General features: G+C 54.7%; 21 protein-coding genes. 4 read left to right on the top strand and 17 right to left on the bottom strand.

Annotated elements, in window-relative coordinates:
- Positions 1-221: AAA family ATPase (locus Q0K43_RS02275; RefSeq protein ID WP_297288951.1), on the bottom strand; the 221-nt coding region annotated here is incomplete at its 3' end.
- Positions 222-223: 2 nt separating this feature from the next.
- Positions 224-523, bottom strand: a complete 300-nt coding sequence (locus tag Q0K43_RS02270) for a helix-turn-helix domain-containing protein (protein ID WP_297288950.1) — start codon at positions 521-523, stop codon at positions 224-226.
- Positions 524-806: 283 nt separating this feature from the next.
- Between Q0K43_RS02270 and Q0K43_RS02265 the strand changes: the two genes are divergently transcribed.
- From Q0K43_RS02265 to Q0K43_RS02255, 3 genes are all read left to right on the top strand, one after another.
- Positions 807-1,055: a hypothetical protein gene (locus Q0K43_RS02265; RefSeq protein WP_366086122.1), complete on the top strand. Its 249-nt coding sequence runs from the start codon at positions 807-809 to the stop codon at positions 1,053-1,055.
- 270 nt (positions 1,056-1,325) lie between these two features.
- Positions 1,326-2,042 carry a hypothetical protein gene (locus Q0K43_RS02260; protein ID WP_297288948.1) on the top strand — a complete coding sequence of 239 codons (717 nt, stop codon included), beginning with the start codon at positions 1,326-1,328 and terminating at the stop codon, positions 2,040-2,042.
- Positions 2,043-2,047: 5 nt separating this feature from the next.
- A complete protein-coding gene (locus Q0K43_RS02255; RefSeq protein ID WP_297288947.1) occupies positions 2,048-3,655 on the top strand; it encodes an ORC-CDC6 family AAA ATPase in 1,608 nt (535 codons plus the stop codon).
- A gap of 132 nt (positions 3,656-3,787) precedes the next feature.
- Here Q0K43_RS02255 and sigK read toward each other — a convergent pair whose 3' ends face one another.
- The 11 genes from sigK to Q0K43_RS02200 form a co-directional block, all read right to left on the bottom strand.
- On the bottom strand, positions 3,788-4,438 hold the full coding sequence (gene sigK / locus Q0K43_RS02250) for an RNA polymerase sporulation sigma factor SigK (protein ID WP_297288946.1): 651 nt from the start codon (positions 4,436-4,438) through the stop codon (positions 3,788-3,790).
- Between the two features lie 145 nt (positions 4,439-4,583).
- Positions 4,584-6,077: a UDP-glucose--hexose-1-phosphate uridylyltransferase gene (gene galT / locus Q0K43_RS02245; protein WP_297288945.1), complete on the bottom strand. Its 1,494-nt coding sequence runs from the start codon at positions 6,075-6,077 to the stop codon at positions 4,584-4,586.
- Between the two features lie 2 nt (positions 6,078-6,079).
- Positions 6,080-7,072, bottom strand: a complete 993-nt coding sequence (gene galE, locus Q0K43_RS02240) for a UDP-glucose 4-epimerase GalE (protein ID WP_297288944.1) — start codon at positions 7,070-7,072, stop codon at positions 6,080-6,082.
- A gap of 42 nt (positions 7,073-7,114) precedes the next feature.
- Complete coding sequence (locus tag Q0K43_RS02235) at positions 7,115-8,401, bottom strand: galactokinase (protein WP_297288943.1); 1,287 nt, start codon at positions 8,399-8,401, stop codon at positions 7,115-7,117.
- 156 nt (positions 8,402-8,557) lie between these two features.
- Positions 8,558-10,219 carry an ABC transporter permease subunit gene (locus tag Q0K43_RS02230; RefSeq protein WP_297288942.1) on the bottom strand — a complete coding sequence of 554 codons (1,662 nt, stop codon included), beginning with the start codon at positions 10,217-10,219 and terminating at the stop codon, positions 8,558-8,560.
- Between the two features lie 15 nt (positions 10,220-10,234).
- Complete coding sequence (locus Q0K43_RS02225; protein WP_297288941.1) at positions 10,235-11,743, bottom strand: sugar ABC transporter ATP-binding protein; 1,509 nt, start codon at positions 11,741-11,743, stop codon at positions 10,235-10,237.
- A 200-nt stretch (positions 11,744-11,943) separates the two neighbouring features.
- Positions 11,944-13,245 (bottom strand): substrate-binding domain-containing protein, encoded by a 1,302-nt coding sequence (locus Q0K43_RS02220; protein ID WP_297288940.1) that lies wholly within the window; start codon positions 13,243-13,245, stop codon positions 11,944-11,946.
- A gap of 183 nt (positions 13,246-13,428) precedes the next feature.
- Positions 13,429-14,409, bottom strand: coding sequence for a substrate-binding domain-containing protein (locus Q0K43_RS02215; RefSeq protein ID WP_297288939.1), 981 nt, complete (start codon positions 14,407-14,409; stop codon positions 13,429-13,431).
- Positions 14,396-16,102, bottom strand: a complete 1,707-nt coding sequence (locus Q0K43_RS02210; RefSeq protein ID WP_297288938.1) for a cache domain-containing sensor histidine kinase — start codon at positions 16,100-16,102, stop codon at positions 14,396-14,398. Before Q0K43_RS02210 ends, Q0K43_RS02215 begins: the two co-directional genes overlap by 14 nt.
- A gap of 8 nt (positions 16,103-16,110) precedes the next feature.
- Entirely contained in the window at positions 16,111-17,394 is a 1,284-nt protein-coding gene (locus Q0K43_RS02205) for a response regulator transcription factor (RefSeq protein WP_297288937.1), read from the bottom strand.
- A gap of 182 nt (positions 17,395-17,576) precedes the next feature.
- Positions 17,577-18,380 (bottom strand): MerR family transcriptional regulator, encoded by an 804-nt coding sequence (locus Q0K43_RS02200; protein WP_297288936.1) that lies wholly within the window; start codon positions 18,378-18,380, stop codon positions 17,577-17,579.
- Between the two features lie 75 nt (positions 18,381-18,455).
- Between Q0K43_RS02200 and Q0K43_RS02195 the strand changes: the two genes are divergently transcribed.
- Positions 18,456-19,802 (top strand): MATE family efflux transporter, encoded by a 1,347-nt coding sequence (locus Q0K43_RS02195; protein ID WP_297288935.1) that lies wholly within the window; start codon positions 18,456-18,458, stop codon positions 19,800-19,802.
- 50 nt (positions 19,803-19,852) lie between these two features.
- Here Q0K43_RS02195 and Q0K43_RS02190 read toward each other — a convergent pair whose 3' ends face one another.
- From Q0K43_RS02190 to Q0K43_RS02175, 4 genes are all read right to left on the bottom strand, one after another.
- Positions 19,853-20,680, bottom strand: a complete 828-nt coding sequence (locus Q0K43_RS02190; protein ID WP_297288934.1) for a Cof-type HAD-IIB family hydrolase — start codon at positions 20,678-20,680, stop codon at positions 19,853-19,855.
- A 2-nt stretch (positions 20,681-20,682) separates the two neighbouring features.
- Positions 20,683-21,630: a transketolase family protein gene (locus Q0K43_RS02185; RefSeq protein WP_297288933.1), complete on the bottom strand. Its 948-nt coding sequence runs from the start codon at positions 21,628-21,630 to the stop codon at positions 20,683-20,685.
- A gap of 3 nt (positions 21,631-21,633) precedes the next feature.
- The gene (locus tag Q0K43_RS02180) at positions 21,634-22,479 is read right to left on the bottom strand and encodes a transketolase (RefSeq protein ID WP_297288932.1); all 846 of its coding nucleotides are present in this window, start codon (positions 22,477-22,479) and stop codon (positions 21,634-21,636) included.
- A 129-nt stretch (positions 22,480-22,608) separates the two neighbouring features.
- Positions 22,609-23,946, bottom strand: coding sequence for an MATE family efflux transporter (locus tag Q0K43_RS02175; RefSeq protein ID WP_297288931.1), 1,338 nt, complete (start codon positions 23,944-23,946; stop codon positions 22,609-22,611).
- Positions 23,947-24,081 lie beyond the last annotated feature (135 nt).

Raw genomic sequence — 24,081 nt, 5'->3', positions numbered from 1 at the left:
GAAATTCCACCGTACATGGCCAGGCTGTCCCGCATACGCGCAATGCGCAAGGTGTTGGTAAAATCTCCGGGATCGCGTAGCAAAAGAAGGGCTTCCAAAAAGCTGGTCTTGCCGCAGTTGTTGTCGCCGACAATCAGATTGATATGGTTCAGGCGCGGAACAGATAACTGCCGAATCCCGCGGAATTGTTCGATCTTCAAATTTTCAATATGGATCGCCACAGTTACACCTCCGAATCTTCAAAACTGACCACCAGCCGTTTTCCCAACGCGCCCGCGATTCGCTTTAATGTGGACAAACTGGGCTGATAGTTCCCATTTTCAATTTTGCTGATGTTCGACTGGGATACACCCGAACGCTGCGCCAACTGTTTCTGCGTCAGATTGGCCGCGCTGCGGGTAGAGATTACCAAGTCGCGCACTTCGGCGTCGATATTATATTCTTCAACCTCAGGAGTGTCGTCAACAGGCGTCAAATTTACTTTCTCAAGCGCCTGATCCAGTAATTTTTGAAAATCGCTCATGCTGCATCCCTCCAAGCCCATAATATGTCACATCGAACATAATGTCAACAAAAAATATGTCGCAAAAAATATATTTCTTGCTAATATGCAAATGGTTATGTACAGAACTGAAGACAATATCCAGAGGATACCGGACTGACATATCACGCCATATCTGTCGCATTAAGTTTCGTATTCATTGAAAAGATGAGCAGTATATGATAAAATGAATCCAAATATTTGCAGTTACGTATTTCGGTACGAGTTGGAAGTAATTCCCCCCTTTGCCGATGGAAATGGGCGTGTGGGCCGCCTGTGGCATACGCTGCTGCTTTCCAAATGGAATCCGGACTTTGCCTGGCTCCCGGTGGAGTCCATCATCCACGATCGCCAGCAAAAGTATTATGCGGCCATCACCCCCTCTAATAATGCGGAAGAGTCCACAGTATTTATTGAATTTATGCTCTCCGCTATCAAGGCATCGCTCATGGATGCCATCAATACGTGTGATGAAATGAGTGATGGAAAAGTGGATAAGGCCACCCTCCGCTAGAACAAGATTCAAGAGTACCTGAAAACCCACGACTATATTATGAATACCGATGTGCCGGAACTGTGCGTGGTGTCGGCGGCGACGGCAAACCGGATGCTTTCCAGCTTAGTCATGGGTGGAATTCTCATTAAATACCAACAAAATGGTCACTGGGCATATAAGTTAAGTACTACAAATGCATAGTTGCTTTACATGAAAATTACATTTAGATCCACTACGATATCTACATCGTAATTTTAAACTAGTTTCACTTAGAGGGGAATGATACAAATGGGCAATAGAGAAGAACAGTTTGGTATTCTAGAAAACTTCAAAGCTCAGGTTTCTGCAACTTGGGATTCACCATATGCTGAAGGTTTTAGTGGATGCTTTCTTTTTACAACGGACTTTAGTACATGGGTTGAATGCTTAAAAGATATTCCACAATCCATATTATTGAAATCTTCATTAAATGAGTGTGCCACAGCAAATTTGTTTTGTAGTCAAGGACTATACAAGCATGCAATGATTTCCTTGAGGTTATGTTTAGAACACTGTTTGTACGCAATTCATATGTCCTCAAATGACTTTTACTTTAGACGGTGGAAAGCTGGTCAAGAAGATATGAAATGGGCAGCCATAACAGACGGCAATACCGGGATATTTAGCAAATCATTCATCCGCGCATACGCTCCGGAATTCGAAGAAAGAAGCGCAGAACTCAATGGAATCGCTAGCAATGTCTACCGAGAATGCTCCGAATATATTCATGGTAATTATAGTAAGATCAACTGTCTACCTGGACAAAATGAGTTTAATCAAGATATGTTAAGCCAATATATTTCACGTTTTCAAAGTATCTCGTATTTATTATCCATCGCTCTTGTCATTCGCTTCAAAGAACAAATTGTCAGCAAAGGATTGTTACCGATATTAGAAAATGCGATTATGCACAATATAGGGATGTTACCAGAAATTCAACTGCTATACGGTAGAAATGGAGACTAATATCTATGAGCGAATTTATCTTTCGAACAGAGGAAATGAACCCCGATCAAATCAAAGATTTGTTTGTCAATACACCCGTAGATGAAGAAATCATTAGGAAGTTAAAATCTCAAACACCAATTCTTTTAGTTGGTAGTCGTGGCGTTGGCAAATCGTTTCTTTTTCGTGTTGCTGAAGCTCAACTAAACGACCTTTTTGAAACTGATAAAATTCTTCCTGTTTTTGTCACATTTAGAAAGGCATCTTTGCTGCAATCGGGTAATAAAAATCAGTTCCAAGCGTGGATGCTTTCAAAAATTTGTTCTGAATTACAACGTGCCTTGAGAAGGCGTGGGAAACTTGCTACCATAAACTATAGCATGGGAGTATTACTTGGCACCACTATAAAGCCAGAAAAATCAGCGCTAGAAGAAGTTATGGATTTATTTGAATCATCATGGAAAAATCCAGGTGCAATGGTTGATGATTCCACAGTCCCAACATTAGATTCTTTTATCAATGTTGTTCAAGATTTGTGTGAAGAACTAGATATTAAACGAATCGTGCTTTTTATAGATGAAGCGGCACATGTTTTCTATCCCCAACAACAGCGGGAATTCTTCACCCTATTTAGAGATTTAAGATCCCCATATATAAAATGTAATGCTGCTGTTTACCCGGGGGTCACTGTATATGGAGACACTTTTGAACCACTACACGATGCTGTTAGAATTACATTGAATCGCTCTATAACTGATTCTAACTATATTGAAACTATGAAAGGAATGGTATTGCGGCAGGCCAAAGATAGCGCTCTCTCCGCAACATTGTCCAGGCGAGGAGAGAACTTTTCAATTCTTGCATATGCCTCTGGGGGAAATCCACGCCATCTCCTGAAGACGGTTGAAATGGCCGGCCAATTAGACTCTTCCGCCGTTAACAAAGTAGTCCGTGAATATTATAGAGAATCACTTTGGGCGGAACACTCCAATTTATCCGAAAAATATCCAGGATATGCAAAACTCATTGATTGGGGACGAGATTTCGTTGAAACAGAAGTTATCCCTGAAATCAAAGCAAAAAATGATAAATCAATACTAGAAAAAGGAGAAGATGGAGCTACAAGTTCGTTTTTTTGGGTTCATAGAAATGCGCCTCAGGAGGTAAAAGAAGCATTACGTCTACTGGAATATACCGGAATAATCAGTGAACACTCTTCTGGCATAAGGGCCACTCGTAGTGAACTAGGTTCGCGTTATGAAGTTAATGAGGGTTGTTTATTTGCACAAGAGGCAACTCCCGCTACAACTGCTCATTCTATTGCAAAGCGGTTAAGTATAAAAAGAATGACAGAATACGGAAGCAACTATCCTTCCTTTGATAAGTTGAAAGGAACCATTGTTGATTCGACGAGAAATACAGCCATAGTCAAGCAATTTAAAAAAAGTATTGATACACTCGATTTAACTGATTGGCAAAAAGGGAAACTTCATGAACTTGGCATTAAAACTATCGGCGAATTAGTTGATGTCGAGGAAAATAAATTAAAAGAGGCTCGATATGTCGCTGATGTACGTGCAAGACAAATGAAGAATGCTGCTGTAGCGGCTGTTTGCGAATACTTGCTTGGTTAATCTTCTAATAAATGATGAATGACCGCCTATCTTCCTAAAATCTTCACCACTTACAATAACCGCGGTGCTACCCCCAGTTACACTCAAAGCCCGGAAACCTTGTCCTACAAGGCTTTCCGGGCTTCGCTTACATTAACGGCGGCGGGATACATAGGAACGCGATATGCCGCAGCGCACTGCTACCTCGCGCTGGGTAAGGGGTTGGCATTCATTGAGTCCGTAGCGCAAGGTAATAATAGCAGCTTCCCGCTGATCCAGGCACTGTTTGATACACTGCCGCACCCGGAGACAGGCATCTCTGGCATCCAGTTCTTCCAGCATATCGTCATCCACGCGAATGGTATCCATCAGCGACAAAGAGTTCCCGTCTCCGTCACCGTCAATGGCATCGGACAGCGATACCTCCCCCTGCGTTTTACGCTGAGCCCGAAAGTGCATCAGAATCTCATTTTCAATACAGCGGGACGCATAAGTGGCAAGGCGTACCTTTTTGTCCGGCTTAAAGGTACTGATCCCCTTGATGAGACCGATGGTTCCAATGGAGATCAGATCATCCTGATCTCCATTGGGGGTATAGTATTTTTTTACGATGTGGGCTACCAAACGCAGATTGTGTTCAATAAGTTTATTGCGGGCCTCCAAATCACCCTTGGCCGCCAGTTCCAGACAACGGCGCTCCTCCTCCGCCTTCAATGGCCGGGGGAAGGAACCGTTTCCACCCCCCGACAGCCGCAGCGTGAAAAAGAACTGATTGAGCAGCAGCAGGATCCATGCAGGAATCATTTGTCACACCTCCATAGTCCCACTTTATTCCGACAACGTTTGTCCTTATGCGGCATATGTTCCTGCAACCTTTTATCCATGCCAAACGTAAATAAAAAGCCCCTTTGGACCGTCAACGCGGCCCAAAGGGGCTTTCACCTGTTTTTTATACCTGTTTCAAGAACCGAAGGAAATCTTCTTTCCCTTTCGGTGTCCGTGCATAGACACCAGCCTGCTCCAAAACCTTGGCAAACACCAGTCCGGTCTCATGGTAGACCACGTCCAGGGCGTTGTCCGGGGTAATGGTGTAGTTGGAGGCAAAGCCCTCCGCCCAGTCCGCGTGGGCCGCCGTCAACGGATCGGCCCGCAGGTCGCCGCCCTGGGCCAGCTTGTCCGCCACCGCCGCCAGCTCGGTCTTGAGCCGGGCAGGCAGTACCGCCAACCCCATCACTTCAATGAGGCCAATGTTCTCCTTCTTGATATGATGGAGTTCGGCGTGGGGGTGATAGACCCCCAGGGGATGCTCCTGGGTGGTGATGTTGTTGCGCAGCACCAGATCCAGCTCATAGTCGCTCCCCCGCCGCCGGGCGATGGGGGTGATGGTGTTGTGGGGCTCCCCGTCGGTCTCGGCATAGATGAAGGCGCTCTCGTCGGTATAACCCCGCCAGCTGGTCAGGATGCGGTCAGCCAGGTCGATAAGCCGATTGGGATCTGCGCAGGCAAGCCGCACCACCGACATGGGCCACTTAACAATGCCCGCCTTCACATCCTCATAACCGGAGAACGTAAAGGGCGTCTCCACCGGAGCCTTCTCCATAGCAAAGGTATACCGTCCGCCCTGAAAATGGTCGTGGGCCAGGATAGACCCGCCCACAATGGGCAAATCGGCGTTGGAACCTACAAAGTAATGGGGAAACTGCCTGACAAAATCCAGCAGCTTACCAAAGCAGGCCCTGTCGATTTTCATGGGGGTATGGACCTTGTTCAGGCAAATGCAGTGTTCATTGTAATATACATAGGGCGAATACTGTAAAAACCATGGAGACCCATTGATGGTAATGGGCACAATGCGGTGGTTTTGCCGGGCAGGATGGTTCACCCGTCCGGCATAGCCCTCGTTCTCGGCACACAGCTGGCACTGAGGGTAGGCGGAGGCTGGCAGGTTGCGGGCCGCCGCGATGGCCTTGGGGTCCTTCTCCGGCTTGGACAGATTGATGGTAATGTCCAATTCCCCGTATTCCGTCTCCGCCTTCCACTGCACATCCTTGGCAATGCGATCCCGACGGATATAGTTGGTGTCCTGACTAAATTTGTAGTACCAATCGGTAGCTGCCTTGGGGTCCTGCCGGTACAGGTGGTTGAAGGTGTCAATCACCTGGGCGGGCCGTGGGGTAAGGGCGCCCATGAGCCGGGTATCGAATAAGTCCCGGTAGGTCACGGTATCTTCGATCAGCATTCCCCGGGCGCAGGCATCGTCAGTGAGGGCGCCCAGAATGACAGGCAGCTCCTCCCCCACCGTCCCCACCTCTGGAAGGGCACAGCTGTCCACCCCTAGGATGTCCAGCAGGGTATTCACAGCCCATGCCTGATCCTCCGGCTGGATCAATCCTTTGCCCAGCGCATAGGATATCAGCTTGGCAATGGCCTGGTCTCGCTCCATGCTCAGCCCTCCTCAAAGCCGTGGGGATGGCTCTGATGCCAGGCCCAGGCAGAGGCCACGATGGTGTTCAGGTCGTTGTACTTGGGCTGCCAGCCCAGCACCCGGATGGCCTTCTCCGACGAAGCGATGAGCTGGGCGGGATCGCCCGCCCGGCGGGGGGCCATCTTGGCCGGAATGGGGTGGCCGGTAACTGCCCTGGCTACGTCCACCACTTCCTTTACGGTAAAGCCCACGCCGTTGCCCAGGTTGAACACATTGTTCTCTCCGCCGCGCAGCAGATAATCCAGGGCCAGAATGTGGGCCTGAGCCAAATCGGTAACGTGGATATAATCCCGGATGCAGGTGCCGTCTTTGGTAGGATAGTCGTCGCCAAAGACGCTGACCGCATCCCGCTGGCCCAGAGGCACCTGGAGGATAATGGGGATCAGGTGGGTCTCCGGATCATGGGCTTCGCCAATCTGGCCGGAGACATGGGCGCCGCAGGCATTGAAGTAACGCAAAGCAACATATTTCAATCCGTGGGCACGGGACACCCAGTTCATCATATGTTCCATAGCCAGCTTGGTCTGGCCGTAGCAGTTGGTGGGCACGGTACGGTCATCCTCCAGGATGGGTACCCGTTCCGGTTCGCCATAAGTAGCAGCGGTGGAGGAGAACACAATCTTATCCACTCCATGAGCCACCATAGACTGAAGCAGAACCATCGTGCCGTGGAGGTTGTTGTCATAGTATTTCAGGGGATCGGACATGGACTCCCCCACTTGGGAAGAGGCGGCAAAGTGGATAACGCCTTCGATGTCCTCGGCCTGGAACAGGGTATCCAGAGCGCCCCGATCCCGGATGTCCAGCTGGTAAAACTTTGCCTTGGGATGGACGGCGGCCTTGAAGCCGGTCTGCAAATTGTCCGCCACCACCACGTCCCGACCGGCGTCTATCAGTTCATACACTGTGTGGGAGCCGATATACCCGGCCCCCCCCAATACTAAGATCGCCATCGTTCTTACGCGCTCCTTTCACATCATACAATATGTTCTTACTCAGGGCCAGAGAACCGTACCACCCACAGGACGGATGGACAGCACATGGCAGCTGCCCTCGCCCAGGCTGCTCTCCACCTGCTTCCGGAAGCTATCCAGCAGATCCAGCGGCACGAAAGCCTGGATGGTGCCCGCAAATCCGCCGCCGTGGACCCGGCAGGCGCCCCGGCCTGCCAGGGCACGTTCAGCCACGGCAAGGGCCACCGCCATAGCCTGCTCCTTCACCGCGCCAATAGGGGTAATATCCTGCAGCAGTTCCCATGAAGAACGGCCCGACTGGTTCACCACTGTCAGGAAGGTTTCCATGTCTCCCTGCTCCAGGGCGTCGGCCTCCCGCTCCACACGCTTGTCATCAGCAAAGAAGTGAAGGGCACGGAGTACCGCCCGGTCTCCCACCGCTTTGCGCAGCTGGGGCATGGCCTGGAGTACCTGGGATTCCTCCACCTCACGCAGCACCTGCTTACCGAAATAAGCCGCCACCGCCCCCATCTCCTGAGGTACCGCGGCATACTCCGCCGTCAGGTCGGCATGGCTGGCGCCTGAATCAATGATGCACAGGGCGTAGCCCAATCCGGCCAGATCCACCGCCACCGACCGTACCACAGGAGCAGCGGGGTCCGCAAAGTCAATGGCTACCGCGCCCCCTACCGAAGAGGCAGTCTGATCCATCAGGCCGCTGGGCTTGCCAAAATAGAGGTTCTCCGCCTTCTGGCCCATCTGGGCAATGGTCACCGCATCCAGCTCGTCCCGGCAAAACAGGTGGTTGGCAATAACGCCCAGCAACACCTCGCAGGCCGCGGAAGAGGACAGTCCGGAGCCTGGCAATACATCGGAGACCGCATACACATCAAAACCAGCCACAGGATAGCCCCGCTGGGCCGCCTGAGCAGCCACACCACGCACCAGAGCGGCGGTAGACTCCTTCTCCCCTTCCACCGGTTCCAAGGTATCCAGCGCAACCTCCACCAGGGGCCAACCCTGAGACTGAAAGCGGATGGTGTTGGTGCCGTTGAGGGCGGCGCAGGCCAAAAAGTCCAGATCCACCGCGCCGGCCAGCACCCGCCCATGTTGGTGGTCAGTGTGGTTGCCGCAGATCTCGGTACGGCCCGGCGCGGAACACAGGGTCACAGGAGTCGTATCCCCCACCCCGAAACACGTTTGGAAGCAATCCAGCAGCTCCGACACCCGTTTACGACCGGCGGCAAGGTCCCGGCACAGCAGGCTCTTCAGCGGGGCATCCAACTCCCCGGCCTCCAGCGCGCAGCGTACAGCGCCCAGTTCTTGCATGGTTAACCTCTCTCCTTTTCTATCCCGGCTTGTCGGGACACTGTTTTCAAAACACAGCATACACTTTTTTCTTGTACTAGTCAAACAGAGCCGCCGCAAAGCAGAGCGGTCCCCCGCGTCTGCCTTGCAGCGGCTTCACGCTTTCACTGGATGCAATTACTTCTTCTGCACGTACTTCAGGCAGTCCAGCATAACAGCCACCAGGATGATGATGCCGGAGAACACAAACTGCAGGTTGGTGTCGATGCCCAGCGTAGTCAGAGAGTAGGTCAGAGCCGTGAAGATAAACACGCCCACTACACAGCCGGAAATCTTACCGATACCGCCGGTAAAGGAGATGCCGCCCACCACGCAGGCCGCGATGGCGTCCATTTCCCAGCCCTGGCCGTAAGCGGCGGAACCAGAACCCGTCATACGCAGGCACTCCAGCCAGGAGCCGAAACCATAGAGTACGCCGGCCAGGACAAAGGCGCCCACGGTGACCTTGAATACGGAGATACCGGAAACCGCGGCAGCCTCCGGGTTACCACCCACAGCATACAGGTTCTTACCAAAGGTGGTCTTGTTCCAGATAAACCACACCACAGCCACAGCCGCAACCGCCCACAGAATAATGGTGGGGAAATTGTTGATGCGGGGAATGATCATCTTGGGGATGCTGGGGTCAATGGCGCCGAAGGAGACGCCCTTGGTGGAGTAAGTCACCAGGCCAAAGATGACAAGCATATTGGCCATGGTGGAAATAAAGGGATGCATCTTGAACTTTGCGGTGAAGAAGCCGGCGATGGTGGTAAAGATGGTACACAGCACGACACAGACCACCAGGGCCAGGAACACCCGGACGATAACCGGCAGAGCAGTGAAGTCAAAGACATGACCGAACACAGAGCCGGTATTGATGCCCTGGTGCATTACGATGGTAGCCGCCGTCATGCCCATACCGACCATACGCCCGATAGACAGGTCGGTACCGGCCAACAGGATCAGGCCTGCCACGCCCAGAGCCAGGAACATTCTGGGGGATGCCTGCTGCAGAATGTTGAGGATGTTGTTTACTGTCAGCAGCTGCACGCTGGGGCCTTTCAGCACAGGAGTCAGGATACAAAGTGCAATGAAGATGATGATGATGGCAATGTACAGGCCGTTTCTCAGCAGGAAGTCACGGCGATTAAATGTGTACTTGTAGTTCTCCCACTTCTGTGCCATAGATTCGCCGAAGGTGAACTTGCTCATCCGCAGCATGTCGATCAGGTGGAACTTGTGATCGAAAGCGGCGTGACGACGGTCCTTGACCTCCTGCAGATCCTTGGTCCGCTTCATTTTTGCATCAAACAGGCGGTTTTTGTGGACGTACTTCTCGTCTTTAATCTCATGAGGATCACTCAGCTTGGAAACCGTCTCTTGGTGTTCCTTATTGAGCTGGGCCACCGCCGCGCCGTAGTTGGCCAGGGCCTGCTGCTTCTCTACCTTACAGCTGGCCGTAACCGCCTGATAATAATCGGTGTTAAAGTGCGCTTTCAGATAGGCCTCGGCCTCGCCGATCAATTTGGCGATCTGCTCCTTGTTTTTGGCCTCAACCACCTTGGCCTTCTCCAGCCCAGCCTGATATTCTTTCATCTTCTGGGCTTTTTCCTCAGGCGTATAGATACGGTCGCGCTTCAGATTGTCAATGTTGTTCTGGAACTCGATGACCTTATCGGTACCATCCACCCGCAGATCATTGATCTTTGCCTGGATGGAGCCAACATACTCATCAATCGGCTTAAGAAGCTGCGCTTCTTGCTCTGCCGTAAGAATTTTCGTGTTTTCTGCTACCATATGCAATTTCTCCCATTATAGGTATTTTGCACTCAACCGCAGCAGCTCTTCCTGATCGGTTTCCTTGGTGTTCACGATTCCGGAAAGATGCCCGTTGGACATAACGCCAATGCGGTTTGTGATACCGAGAATCTCAGGCATTTCAGAAGAGACCACAATAATGGTCTTTCCTTGTTTTGCCATATTGATGATCAACTCATAGATCTCATACTTTGCACCCACGTCGATGCCGCGGGTGGGCTCGTCCATCATAAAGACCTGGGGTTCCCGCTCCAGCCATTTACCAAAGATGACCTTCTGCTGGTTGCCGCCGGAAAGGCTGGTGATCATATCGTCCGGCCCCATACACTTGGTATGCATGACCTTGATCTCTTTGTTAGTCGCCTTTACCATCTTGGGGTTGGAGAGGGCCACGCCGGATTTGTATTGCTTCAGATTGGCAATGGTAGTGTTAAAGGTAAGATCACATTTCAGGAACAGGCCGTTGGCCTTACGCTCCTCCGTAATCATAGCAAATCCGTGTTCAATAGCCTCCTTGGCGTTGCCGAAATTCATGAGCCGGTTTTTGAAATAGACGCGCCCGGCTGCCCGGGTCCGTACACCGAAGATGGTCTCCAGCAACTCGGTACGCCCGGCGCCCACCAACCCGTACAGGCCAAAAATTTCGCCTTCCCGGACCTCAAAGGTGATGTCCTGAAGATGGGGCGCATACTTGGTGGAAAGGTGTTGGACAGAGAGAATCGTATCCCCAGGCTGGTTGTCCACCGGCGGGAATCGGCTCTCCAGAGAACGGCCCACCATAGCCGTGATCAGTTCGTTCATGTTGGTGTCCTTGGCGTTCTTGGTCATGACCAGGTTGCCGTCACGCAGGACAGAGATCTCATCACAGATCTCAAAAATCTCATCCATCTTATGGGAGATATAAATGAGAGAGATACCCTGCGCTTTCAGCATCCGCATCATTTCAAAGAGCTTGTTCACCTCCTGCACAGTCAGAGAGGAAGTGGGTTCGTCCAGGACAATGACCTGAGAATTGTAAGAAATTGCTTTGGCAATCTCGCACATCTGCCGCTGGGAGACAGACATATTCCGCATGGGCTGGGTCAGGTTGACGGTCATCCCGAGCTTTCGGAACAGCTCGGAAGCCTTTTTCTTCATCCCGCCTTCATCCACAATACCTGCAGAGTTGGTGGGATAGCGGCCCAGAAACAGGTTGTCAATGACGTTTCGTTCCAGGCACTGGTTCAACTCCTGGTGTACCATGGCAATTCCGTTTTCCAGAGCGTCCTTGGGGCCGGAAAAGCTGATCTCCTTGCCATTGAGGAAGATCTTGCCCTCATCCTTCTGGTAAGTACCAAAGAGGCATTTCATCATGGTAGACTTACCGGCGCCGTTCTCGCCCATAAGCCCCATGACTGTCCCCCGCTTTACATCCAGATTGATGTGATCCAGCACCCGGTTCCGGCCAAAGGATTTAGACATACCACGGATTGACAGGACAATATCATCTTTCGCATCTGCCATTCTCGTTACTCCCGTTTATGCATATTAGCAGTTTCAGCGAAAAATCTGATTCTGCCGGATTTTCATGATAACTGCTATTAGGGAGAATTCCTTCTCCCGAACGGAGAGTTCCTCCTCCCGTACGGAGAATTCCTTCTCCCTAATAGCAGCAGTTATTCCTTCTTATTTCTAACGCAGATCCGTCTGCGTCAGCCGGTGGATTACTGGCTCAGAATGCCGGTGTAGGAAGCGGCGTTGTCAGTCTTCACCATGTTGATGGCGAAGGCGTCATAGGCGCTGGGGTTGCCCAGACGGTTGGTGATGTTGGACTCGGTCTGACCGTCGCCGGCGATGTACTCCACGTTCAGGTTCAGCAGATCGTCGTACTTCTGCAGCAGGGGCTGATAGGTGGAGCCCAGGAAGTTATCGGCGGAGTTGTAGATGTTCAGCCACACGTTCTTGGTGGGGTGAGCAGTGGCGTCCAGCTGCTTGGAAACGGGCTCGTAGGTCACAGTGGAGTCCAGGAAGTCCTGATAGTTGTCGGCGGTGACAGCCACGTTCAGAGCGTAGTAAGAACGAGTGGCCTCGTCATAGTAGAACACGTCCTCGCTCAGCACGTTGCCGGCGTCGTCCTCGGTGCCGATACCGGTGTCAATATCCACGCCGTCCAGAGCGTTGCGCAGCACACGCAGGGTCAGGTAGGCCTGCACGTCGGCGTGCTGGCTGATGGTGCCGCCGTAACCTTCCGCGATAGCGGCAACGGCGTCGGAGTTGGCGTCATAGCCGAAGGTGGGAACGCTGTTCTCCTTGGACCAGGCGTTGAACATGGCCATGCCCATGCCGTCGTTGTTGGAGGCCACGATGTCGATCTGATCACCGAAGGAGGAAGCCCAGGTGCCGATGGCGTTGCCGGCGGTGGCGGCGTCCCAGGTGGCGCCGGCGGAGTTCTTCATCTCCTGAGAAGCCAGCTCACGGACAGTGTAGGTCTTGCCCTCAACCTCGATCTTGCCATCCTGTACATAGGAAGAGGTGCCGTCAACGTTGGTGCCCACAGGAGTGCTGTCGATGACGCCGTCCTTCTCAACGCCGGTGCCCAGAGCAGCGCGGACGCCGCGGGTACGGGCGATGGAGTCGTTGTGGCCGATGTCGCCCACAGCCAGAACATAGCCGATGATGCCGTCGCCGTTCTTGTCGATCTCAGCAGCATGAGCCTTGATGTAGTCCACGATCATGGTACCCTGCAGCTCAGCACCCTGGTTGGCGTCAAAGCCCACATAGTAGGTGTTGTCGTTGAAGCTCAGAGCAGCCATGTCCAGCTCGCCAGTCGTGCTGTTGGAGGGCTGACGGTTGAACCACACCAGGGGCTTATCCTTGTTGGCGACCTCGGTAACAGGAGCGCCGGTGGAAGGAGTGTCAGTGGAGCCGGTGTTGCCAGCAGGCTCGGTGGTGTCGCCACCGCCGCAAGCGGCCAGGCTGAGTGCCATGACAGCGGACAGGGACAGTGCAAGAATTCTCTTCTTCATAGCAATTCTTCTCCTTTTTCCTTGGGATTTTGCGGGGCTTTCCTTAAACCCGCGCCTTACACATTACAATCTTAATGGAAATTCCCTGGAAAAACAAGGTGAAAATTCACTGAAAGAGGGGTAAAATTTTATGAACAAGAGACAATAGTGGAAAATTTTGCCCCCTTCAATTATGCAAACTGATCATTCTAGACGTTGTTCGAAGGCAAACAACGCCTTTTGACTATCCATCGAAAAAAGATTACTGCGATCCACGATTTGGGTCGATGTATCCACAATTTGTTCCAGTCCGCCGCTCTGCCCCGCCAGAAGTTTATACGCGCTCTCCACGCCCAGATATCCCATGGCATAGGGATTCTGTACCACCAGCGCATCCACACTGCCCTCCTGCAGGCCATCTACGGTGGCCACATTGGAATCAAATCCCACTAAAAACACCTGGTCGGAAAGCCCCAGTTCCTCTACCGCCCGAGCCGCTCCCACGCTGGTAGGTTCATTCAAGGCAAGCAGCACGTTGATTTCCGGATAAGCCTCCAGCATGACGGCAGTGTCGGCCTGGGCATGTCCCGCCTCCGCCAGCGTATTGATCACTGCCACGACCTCGGCCCGACCGCTCTCTAAAAAGAGATCGGTGGCTCCCCGCTCCCGCTCCTGACCGTTGGCGCTGCTGATATCATAATTGACAATACCAACCTTCAACGCCCCGTCCATACGATCCAGCGCGGCCTGGGCCGCCATTTGACCGGCTGCATAGTTGTCGGTACCAATGTAAGTGCTGACCGCGTCAGAGGCAACGTTACTGTCAATCGCCACAATCCTGGCCCCCGCCTGGGCGGCAGCGTTGATGGCATCGGCATTGTTTTCATAATCAATGGCAGAAAAGACAATAGCCTCCGCGCCGGCTGCCACCGCATCCTCCACCATCTGATTCTGTGTCTCATAGTCCTCTTCGGTTTCCGGTCCCACGATGGTCAGTTTCAGGTTATACTCAGTAGCCGCGGCCTCCGCACCCGCAAAGACCGACAGCCAAAACTCCGTCTCAGTGGATTTTGCCACCAACGCCACCGTATGCTGCTGGGCGGTAGATGTGCCGGAGGTACACCCGCCCAAACTTGTGCAGAGTACGGCCGCGGCCAATATGGCGGCACATTTATTTCGCCTCATAGTCCCCCTCCTGTACCTTCGGCATACGGATCTCTACACAGGTACCCACATCCCGCTCACTGGTGATATGCAGCCCGTATTGTTTGCCGAAATAGATCTTCAGCCGGTCATTGACATTTTTGATGCCAATGCCGGTTCGATCTTTGGGGCCATGCTCCATGATAGAGCGGAGCTGTTCCTCCCCCATACCCACGCCGTTGTCCTGGACGCAAAATACGATATCGGCGCCGTCCTGACGCACCTGTACGCCGATATGCCCCTCGTCCACCAGCAGATCCAGTCCGTGGTTAATGGCGTTTTCTATAATTGGTTGAAGGGTGATCTTATTGCAATAATAGTGCAGGCACTCCGGATCCACGTCAAAATCGTAGGTAAACTGATTTTTATAACGGTACTTTTGGATCTGGAGATAGCTTTCGGCATGTTCGATCTCCTTGGCAATGGGAATCAGCTCATGGCCTTTGCTGATACTGATCCGGAACAGCCGGGCCAGTGCGTGAACCATCTTGACCGCGTCAACGTTGCGGCCCTGCTCGCACATCCAGGCGATGGAGTCCAAGGTATTATACAGAAAATGGGGATTGATCTGGGCCTGTAGCGCCTTCAGTTCCGTTTTGCGCAGGTTGATCTCCTCTTCCCGCACGGTGGACATGAGCTGCTGGATCCGCAGTACCATATGTTCAAAGGAATCCGACAGTTCCTGCACTTCCCGGGTACCGCCCACCGGATGATAGGTAAAGTGGTCTGCATCGGTCTCAAAGTTCTCCATGGCGGACGCAAGCCCCCGCAGCGGGCGGCCCAGCAGGCGGAAGAGCAGCCAGCTGGTCAGTACCGCCGCCGCCAGAACCACTGCCGCCAGCAGAACAGACAGCTGAATCATTTCGCTTACATTGCGGTTGACCAACTCGTCCACATAGCTGACGCCTACCACCCGCCAGCCGCTGCCTTCCACGCTGGTAAGGCTATAGATGACAGTGTCGTCGGCATAGGAGCCATCCTCCATACCGGCCAGTGCAGCGGTGTTTTCCGACTTCAGACCCGCATACAGCAGCTGCTGCTGGGGGTGGTAGACGATATTCCCCTCCCCGTCCATCAAAAAGCAGTAGCCTCTCTGTCCAATACTGACGTTATTGATGTAGCTGGAAATACTGGAAAAGCTCAGATCCAGGGACACCCAGGCCGCCTCGCTCTCCTGCTCCAGAGGGGCGGTCATGGTCACCACCCAGGGATAATAACTTTCAAAAATACTCTCCACATGAGGTGCCGTCATGTATGCAGTTCCGGCAGTCCGGGCTTTTTCCAGGTCAAAGGATAAATTGTGATAGATAGGCTCCCGGGGCGTTCTGCCCAAAGACCAGCATTCCAGCAAAGCACCGTCGGCTGAATAGCTGGTCACCGCCACCACATCAGGACGAAAGTTTAAAAAGGCGGACAGCAGCTTATCACGACTGTCCGCACTTTCCAGCATAGACCCTTCCACCAGATCCATGGCCTGATCCATATCCTGCAAATAATTACCCACCGTAGTAGACACCTGGGACACGGCCTGTGTGCTGCTGGTTTTTGCGTTTTGCACCATAGCATTATGATAACGATCCAGAAACAGAAAAATGCAGCAGCACAAAATGACGGCCACAATGCCCACCACCATAAAAACCAGGATGGTGGTGATACGCAGGCCGGTCCGTGACATTGCTCTTCTCAAGGCCTTTCACCCGCCTTTTCCGCGTCCAGCCGGCGCCGCATGGCATTAGGCGACTCGCCGCTGTATTTTTTAAAACAGTAGCTGAAATAATGCTGATCTGTATATCCGCACCTCTGAGAAATCTCCTGGATCTTAAGGCCGGAAACGGCCAGCAGCTCCCGCGCCGCTTCCATGCGCTTGCGGATCAGGATATTGATAAAGGTCTCGCCCGTATATTTTTTGATGCAGGCGCTCAGGTGGTTGGGGCTGACCGCCAACATCCCACTGAGGGACACCAGTGAGAGATCAGCATCCATATAATGTTGGTCCAGCGCCTCCAGCGCGCGTTTACATAACGGGCTTCCACCTTTGGCGACAGTGGCAAGGTCGCTGATAAACTGGGCTCCGCTCTCGCTCCTGTCGCCCTGTCGCAGGGCCTCCATTGCCTCCCGGTAGGCCCCGTGCAGCCCGGTCAGGGCAGACACCACACGGCTGACGCCGATCCGGCAGCGGGTACCCAACACCCGGGCAGCCATCTGGGGAATCTCGTCTGCCAGAATATGCAGATACTCTTCAAAATCTGATGGATTACCCATCAGCACCGAGATGACCTTTCCCGACGCAAAAAAGCTGACGCTGCGCAAGTATTTGGAAGCCAGCCGGTCTACCGAGGCCACAAAGGACGGCTCGGTACAGTTTGCCCCGTTCTCGTCCAGCAGCGTGGAAACCATTACGGTATAGCACGGCTCATCGTCCGCATCCCGCAAAAGGCCGCATTGACGCCCATACACCTTGGCCTGAGCCTCTTGCTCCGGCTCGGCGTAATCGTCCAGCACCAACGGCATCAGCATGGCCGCCCGCAGATCCAGCCCGCCGCTTTCCGGCGCCGTCTGGCGAAACATGGCAAACTGCGCGTCAATCTTTTGCCGGATGATACGCAATTCCGCCCCCAGGCCTTCCATAGTCAGGGGCTTGAGCATATAGCTGATAATGTTGTATTGGATGGCCTGCTTGGCGTACTCAAAATCATCATATCCGCTTAAAAAGGCAATGTTGGTGGCAGGCCGCACCTCACGCACCTGCCGCGCCAGTTCGATGCCGGAAATAAAGGGCATCCGGATGTCGGTCAGCAGCAGATCAGGCTCATGTTTCTCCACCAACTGGAGTGCGTCAAGGCCGTTGCTGGCGCTCCCGACCAGGCAGAAACCATACTCCTGCCAGGGGATCATGGTACATACCGCTTCCCGCAGCTCGTCCTCATCATCCGCCACGACCACGGTATACAGCGTCTTTGCGGCCATTGCAGCACCTGTCCTTTCTGCTTGATCATAGCTGTGTGGCAAAGCCCCGCAAATAAACCACAATGCGGTTTATTCTTTGTCTTTCTATTATACCAGATGAGACACTGTCTCACAAATACTTCTTCTCTATTGGCTGTCTGTCTACCCTGCGGTCCAGACTCATGCGGGACAGAGACAGACGTCTAGGGGGCAAGGCGCACCTGCAATTCGGTCACATACTCCTCCTCCAGATTGGTATCGTGGGCGTCGATGCGGTAGAGTTCCAGCGGAGGACCCGCAGGCCGGCGGCCAAGCCCTGCTATTCCCGACATCAGCTGTTCCAGATGGATCTGTAAGCGGTCGTACGGGCCGCGATAGTACAATCTTGCATACTCCCCCGCCGGCAGTTCGTCGTCATAGGGCAGGCCGGGACTGGTCAGGAAAAAGACCCGGGAAAAGTGGTTGTAGATCCCACGCGCCAGGCTCTGCTCATCCATGACCGCGCCCATACACTGGCTTCCAATGACCTGGATATAGTCCTGGTGGCGCTGCTCCAGCCGCTTGAGCTGGAAGTCGATCTCCTTTTCCAATATGAAATCCTTCTCCAGGAAAACATAGGGCCGCTCCGGCTCCTCCACCAGTTCCGTCCTGCCCGCAGCCACGCCCCGATATCGCTCCAGCCGCCGGCGGCGGTCCTCCGCCTCGCCGCGGGCGGCCTCCAATTCCTCCATCCGGCGCTTGAGCAGCGCCTCCTCCCGATCCAGCAGCTCCAGGGTCTCCCCCACGCTCCGCCGCTTCAGATAAGCGCCAATCTCCCGGGTGGGCAGATCCAGCTCCCGCAGTGAGCGAATGATATTCAGAGTACACACATCTTGAATGCCGTACATCCGGTAGCGGTTCTCTCCCCGCACCGGGTGAAGCAGTCCCTTCTCCTCATAATAGCGCAGAGTATCGGGACACAGGTCGAACAATTTGGCCAACTCATGGATCTGATAAAATTCTTTCAACTTTTTTGCCTCCCGCTCTTGACTTTCGGATGGTACGAGGGTTTATGATATCCCCAGTAAGAGGAGGTTTTACCCGTGAATCTGGTTGCTAAGTTTTTCAAGTTTACCGTTCCATCCATCGTCTCCATGTGGATCTTCTCCCTGTACACCATGGTGGACGGCATTTTCGTTGCTCACGGCGTGGGCAGCCACGCTCTGGGGGCAGTGAATCTGTCCATGCCATTCGTGTCGCTCATCTTCACCATCGGCATCCTGCTGGCCACCGGCACCTCCACCGTTTTGTCTCTGGCACTGGGGCAGGGAGATGAGGACAGGGCTCGCAACTACTTCAATCAGAACCTGGCGGTGGTCATTGTCCTGTCCCTGGTGCTGACGGCAGCGGTACTGCTCAACCTGGAGCGGGTGGCCCTGTTCCTGGGCGCCACTGGGGACCTGCTGCCGCTGGTAAAGGAATATGTAGGTATTATCGCCTGCTTCTCCGTCTTTTTTACCGTGTCTTACAACCTTGAGGTTCAGGTGAAGGCAGACGGCGCCCCTCACGTCAGCACCATCGGCGTACTGTCCTGTGCCATTATGAATGTGGTGCTGGATTATGTGTTTGTGATGCACTTCCACTGGGGCGTGTGGGGTGCGGCTCTGGCCACCGGCTTGTCTCAGGTCACCTCCACTGTGATCTTTGTCATCTACTTCGTGCGCCACCCCAACCCTCTGCGCTTTGGCCGTTTCAAGCCCGACTTTGGAGCTTACCGCCGGATCATCCCCTTGGGTACCTCCGACGGACTCAGCGAGTTCTCCAACGGCCTGGTAATTTTTCTGTTCAATCAGACTATCCTGCAGGTGTCCGGCGAGGCCGCCCTCACCTCGTACACCATCATCAGCTATGTCAACACTCTGGTGCTCATGACCATGATCGGCACTGCCCACGGGGTCCAGCCTCTGTCCAGCTTCTATCTTGGCGCGGGACAGCGGCCCCTGTGCCACAAATTCCTGTCTTACGGCATCAAGCTGGTGGCAGTGGCAGGAGTAGGCTTCTTCATCATCTGCCAGCTGCTGGCCGGTCCCATTGTAGGCCTCTTTCTGGAGCCGGCCGATCCGCTCTTCGGATACACCGTCAATGCGCTCCGGCTCTATGCTCCCGCCTTCCTGCTTATGGGCTTTAACGTCTTGATCTCCGGCTTCTTTACCGCCATAGAGCACCCCTTCCCTGCTCTCACTATTTCCTTTGGCCGAGGCCTGGTACTCATCTCCGGCTGCCTGGTGGTCCTGTCCAAAGTGCTGGGCGATACGGGCATCTGGCTCTCTCCCCTGTTCTCCGAGGGAATCTGCCTGGTTATCACCCTGTTCTTCCTGCTGCGATACCTTCATAAAATCCGTCAGACCGAACCGGAACAGCAGCCCGACTTCTCTTCCGTCGCCCGCTAAAATCAACTATGAGGAAAAACGGCGCATGACAATGGTCATGCGCCGTTTGATTATGTATTCAGCAGATACTGTTCCACAGCCATACCGACACCGCCCTCCCGGTTGGTGCCGGTGATATAGCGCGCGGCGGCCTTGGCCTCATCGCTGGCATTGGCCATGGCAAAGGACCAGCTTGCCCAACTCAGCAGCTCCAGGTCGTTGCCTGCATCACCGAAGGCCATGACCTGATCCGGCCCCAGCCCCAGCCGGGCACACAGGGCCTGTACCGCCGAACCTTTCGTGACACCAGGAGCGGTAAGCTCCATATTATCCCCAAAAGAGGTGGTCACCGCCAGAGGGCCGCAGGCCTCCACAACGTCCAGCATCTGCCGACGCAGTTCATCAGGTACATGGAAGATGTGGATCTTCTCCACGCCCTTGCCGTCCAGGGCGGCATTCAGATCCTCCGGAAAATAGGACATGGTGCGCAGTACCTGGGCAAACTCCGGCGACAGGGCGCTGGCTAACACCTGCTCGGCACGGTCAGCCTGGATGTAATTCTCACCTTCACAATAGGCCTCAAAGGGAATTCCCCACTCCAGCAGTTGGGAAATGATGATCCGCCGGGCCTTCTGGTCCATCGCTCGACGGTAGATCCACTTGCCCGCCTTCACATCCAGCACCGCCGCGCCGTTGGAAAGCACGGCATAGCGGGTCACGCCCAGCTGCGCGTTGACGCCCTGAAGAAGGGACCAGGCCCGACCGCTGGCAATGGCCACTGCCGCCCCCCGCTCCGCGGCCTGCTGCAAAGCGGCGATATTGCGGGGCGGCACGGTGGCATGGTCGTCGTCCAGCAGGGTGCCGTCCATATCAAGGCAGATGAGTTTGATCTCAGTCATGTTCACTTTTTCAGCTTGAGGGCCTGCCGCACCCTCTCCACAATGCCGGCAGAGGTCAGACCGTAGGCCTCCAGCACCGCCTTGGCCTCGCCGGAGCGGCCGAATACGTCGTTGACGCCGTGGCGCACCACAGGCACCGGACAGTGTTCCGCCACAAACTCAGCCACGGCGGAGCCCAGTCCACCGAGAACGGTATGCTCTTCGCTGGTGACAATGCACCGGGTCTCCAGAGCGGCCTTCAGCACCATCTCCCCATCCAGAGGTTTGATGGTGTGCATATCAATGACCCGGACCGAAATTCCCTCCTCGGCCAGGATCTTGGCGGCCTCGCAGGCCATCTGGACCATCATGCCGGTGGCGATAACGGTGACGTCGGTGCCGTCCCGCAGCAGCGCGCCCTTGCCCAGTTGGAAGGAATAACCAGGGGTCTCGTCGGTGACGCTCTCCACCGCCAGCCGGCCCAGCCGCAGATAGGCGGGGCCGTCGTAATCCAGCAGCGCCTTTACCGCCAGACGCATCTCGGGGCCGTCGCAGGGAGAGACCACCATCATGTTGGGGATGGCCCGCATCAGGGCGTAGTCCTCGATACACTGGTGGGTGGCGCCGTCCTCCCCCACGGACAGGCCGCCGTGGGAGCCCACGATCTTCACGTTGAGGCGGGGGTAGGCCACCGAGTTGCGCACCTGCTCATAGGCCCGGCCGGCGGCAAACATGGCAAAGGTATTGGTAAAGGGCTTCTTGCCGCAAGTAGCCAGGCCGGCGGCCACAACCGTCATATTGGCCTCGGCAATGCCCATGTTGTAAAAGCGGTCCGGGTGGGCCTTGGCAAAATACTGACTCTGGGTAGAGCCGGACAGGTCGGCGTCCAGCACCACCAGCTCCGGGTACTGGTCGGCCAGTTCGGCCAGGGCTTTCCCGTATGCCGCACGGGTGGCGATTTTCTCACTCATGGCTTACTTCCCCTCCAGTTCCGCCAGCGTCGCGGCCAGCTCCGCATGGGCTTTCTCATACTGCTCGGCGTTGGGCGCCTTGCCGTGCCAGCCATAATCTCCCTCCATAAAGGAGACGCCCTTGCCCTTGACCGTCTTGGCCAACAGCACGGTGGACTTGCCCTTGCAGGCGGCAGCGGCTTCAAAGGCCTCTCCCAGCGCGTTGAAATCATGGCCGTCCACATGGATCACATTCCAGTTGAAGGCCTCAAACTTCTTGTCCAGAGGTTCGGAGGGCATGACCTGGGCCGTAGGGCCGTCGATTTGCAGACCGTTTACGTCCACAATGGCGCACAGGTTGTCCAAATGGAACTTGGCCGCAGACATGGCGGCCTCCCACACCTGGCCCTCTTCGATCTCACCGTCGCCCAACAGGGTGTACACCCGGTAATCCTTGTTGTCCGCCTTCCCCGCCAGGGCCATGCCCACAGCGGCGGAGATTCCCTGGCCCAGAGAGCCGGTAGACATATCCACGCCCTTGACATGGCGCATCTCCGCGTGGCCCGACATCTCGCCCTTGATGGAACGGAACAGCTTCAGTTCCTCCACGGGGAAATAGCCCTTCAGCGCCAGGTTGGGATAAAGGGCGGGGGTGCAGTGGCCCTTGGACAGCACAAAGCGATCCCGGTCAGGGTCGCGGGGCTGAGCAGGATCGACCCGCATCACATGGCCATACAGGGTCGTAACAATATCCATCGAGGACAGAGAGCCGCCGATGTGGCCGGAAGCAGCGCCGTATACCATGTCCAACGCCAACAGACGGGCGCGGGCAGCCATAACGGCCAGCGCGTGGACCTTTGACTGTTCCATTCAATTCACCTTTCCATTCTGTGGGCCTAAAGGCCAAGATTCTCTGGCCCTTAGTATACCTTAGAAACTCGTCCGTTTCAACCGTCCGTTTATAAAAAAACGCGGGTGTAACCACCCGCGTTTTCTGGTTTACTGAACATGTTTGGGCTGCTTCCAACGGTTGGAACGGTAGAACCACCAGCCTACCGGCACCGAACTGGACACCGCCACGCCGCAGGCCAGATAGACCCCGTAGATCCCCATGAAATGCTCCAGCACCACCGCCAGCACAAGGCGTACCACGATGCAGTTGAGGAAGGAGTTCCACATGATAAATACCGTGTGTCCCGAACCGGTGGCCAACGTGTTGTAGGTAAACATCCCGGCGTAGAACAGCTGGCACACGATCTCAATGCGCAGGTTGATGACCGCCCAGGCCTGTACATCGGGGTCGGGGGTAAATATCATCACCAGCCAGGGGGCCAGCGCCTCGGCCAGGACAATGATGACCGCCGCCATACCCAGGGCTAGCTTCATACAGGTCTTCATCACCTGCTCCGCCCGGTCATACAGCTTGGCACCCAGGCACTGGGCGCACATGGTGCCCGCGCCGGTGGTGAGGGCGGACAGAAAGAGCTGACAGAAGTCCCGGATCTTGTTGGACACGCCGTTGGCCGCCGACACATCCACATCGTACTTGTTGATCAGGGTCAGTACCACCAACCAGGACACGCTGGCAATGGTCCACTGGAGCGCCACCGGCAAGCCCAGCTTCAGCGTACGACCGACGACCTGCTGGTCAGGGGCCAGATAACGAGGCAGCAGGCCCAGGTGTACCCGGTGGCGCAGGCAGAACAAAAGTGCGGTCAGGAAAGATACGCCCTGCCCGATGACCGTGGCCAGGGCGGCGCCCGCCACGCCCATCTCATATACCGCCACAAACAGGATGTCCAAAATGACGTTGAGGCTGACCGAAACAATGATGCAGTACAGCGGGATACGGGAGTTGCCCACCCCACGCAGGACAGCTGACAGCGCGTTGTAGCCAAAGATAAAGAAGAGGCCTGCTCCACAGATCCCCAGATAGGCCACACTGTCCTCCATAGCGGGAGCCCGCAGCAGCACCAGAATGGGCCGGCACAGCGCCGCCACAAGGGCGGTAAAAAGCACGCCTACGACGATGCCAATGGTCATGGTATTGCCCGCCGCCTTCTTCCGGTCCTCCTCCGCCCCGCTGCCAAAATAGCGGCCCACCAGGATATTGCCGCCCACCGTCAGGCCGATGGCCAGCTGCGTCAGCATGTTCATGACGACGCTGGAGGTATTGATGGCGGAGATACCATTGTCTCCAATAAAGTGGCCGGCAATGATGATATCTGTAATGCTGTAAATGGCCTGCAAAAGACTGGAGGCCACCAGCGGCATGGCATACCGGATCAGCTGACGGCTGACGCTGCCCTGGGTCAGGTTGTTCTGAAGAGCGGGCATTCCCATCCTCTCCTTTTCTCTGTCTCATACAGAGTATAGTGTACCTCTCCCCTGCCCCAGCCGCAATACCCACCTTTTGCACAGTCACTTTCTTTTCAGTAATCCAGAAAAGCAAAGGGGCCCCGCCGCTGTACG

The organism is uncultured Flavonifractor sp., assembly GCF_944383115.1.
Lineage (GTDB): Bacteria > Bacillota > Clostridia > Oscillospirales > Oscillospiraceae > Flavonifractor.
The sequence above is the reverse complement of the archived record's forward strand: the minus strand, read 5'-3'. Positions and strand labels throughout refer to the sequence as shown.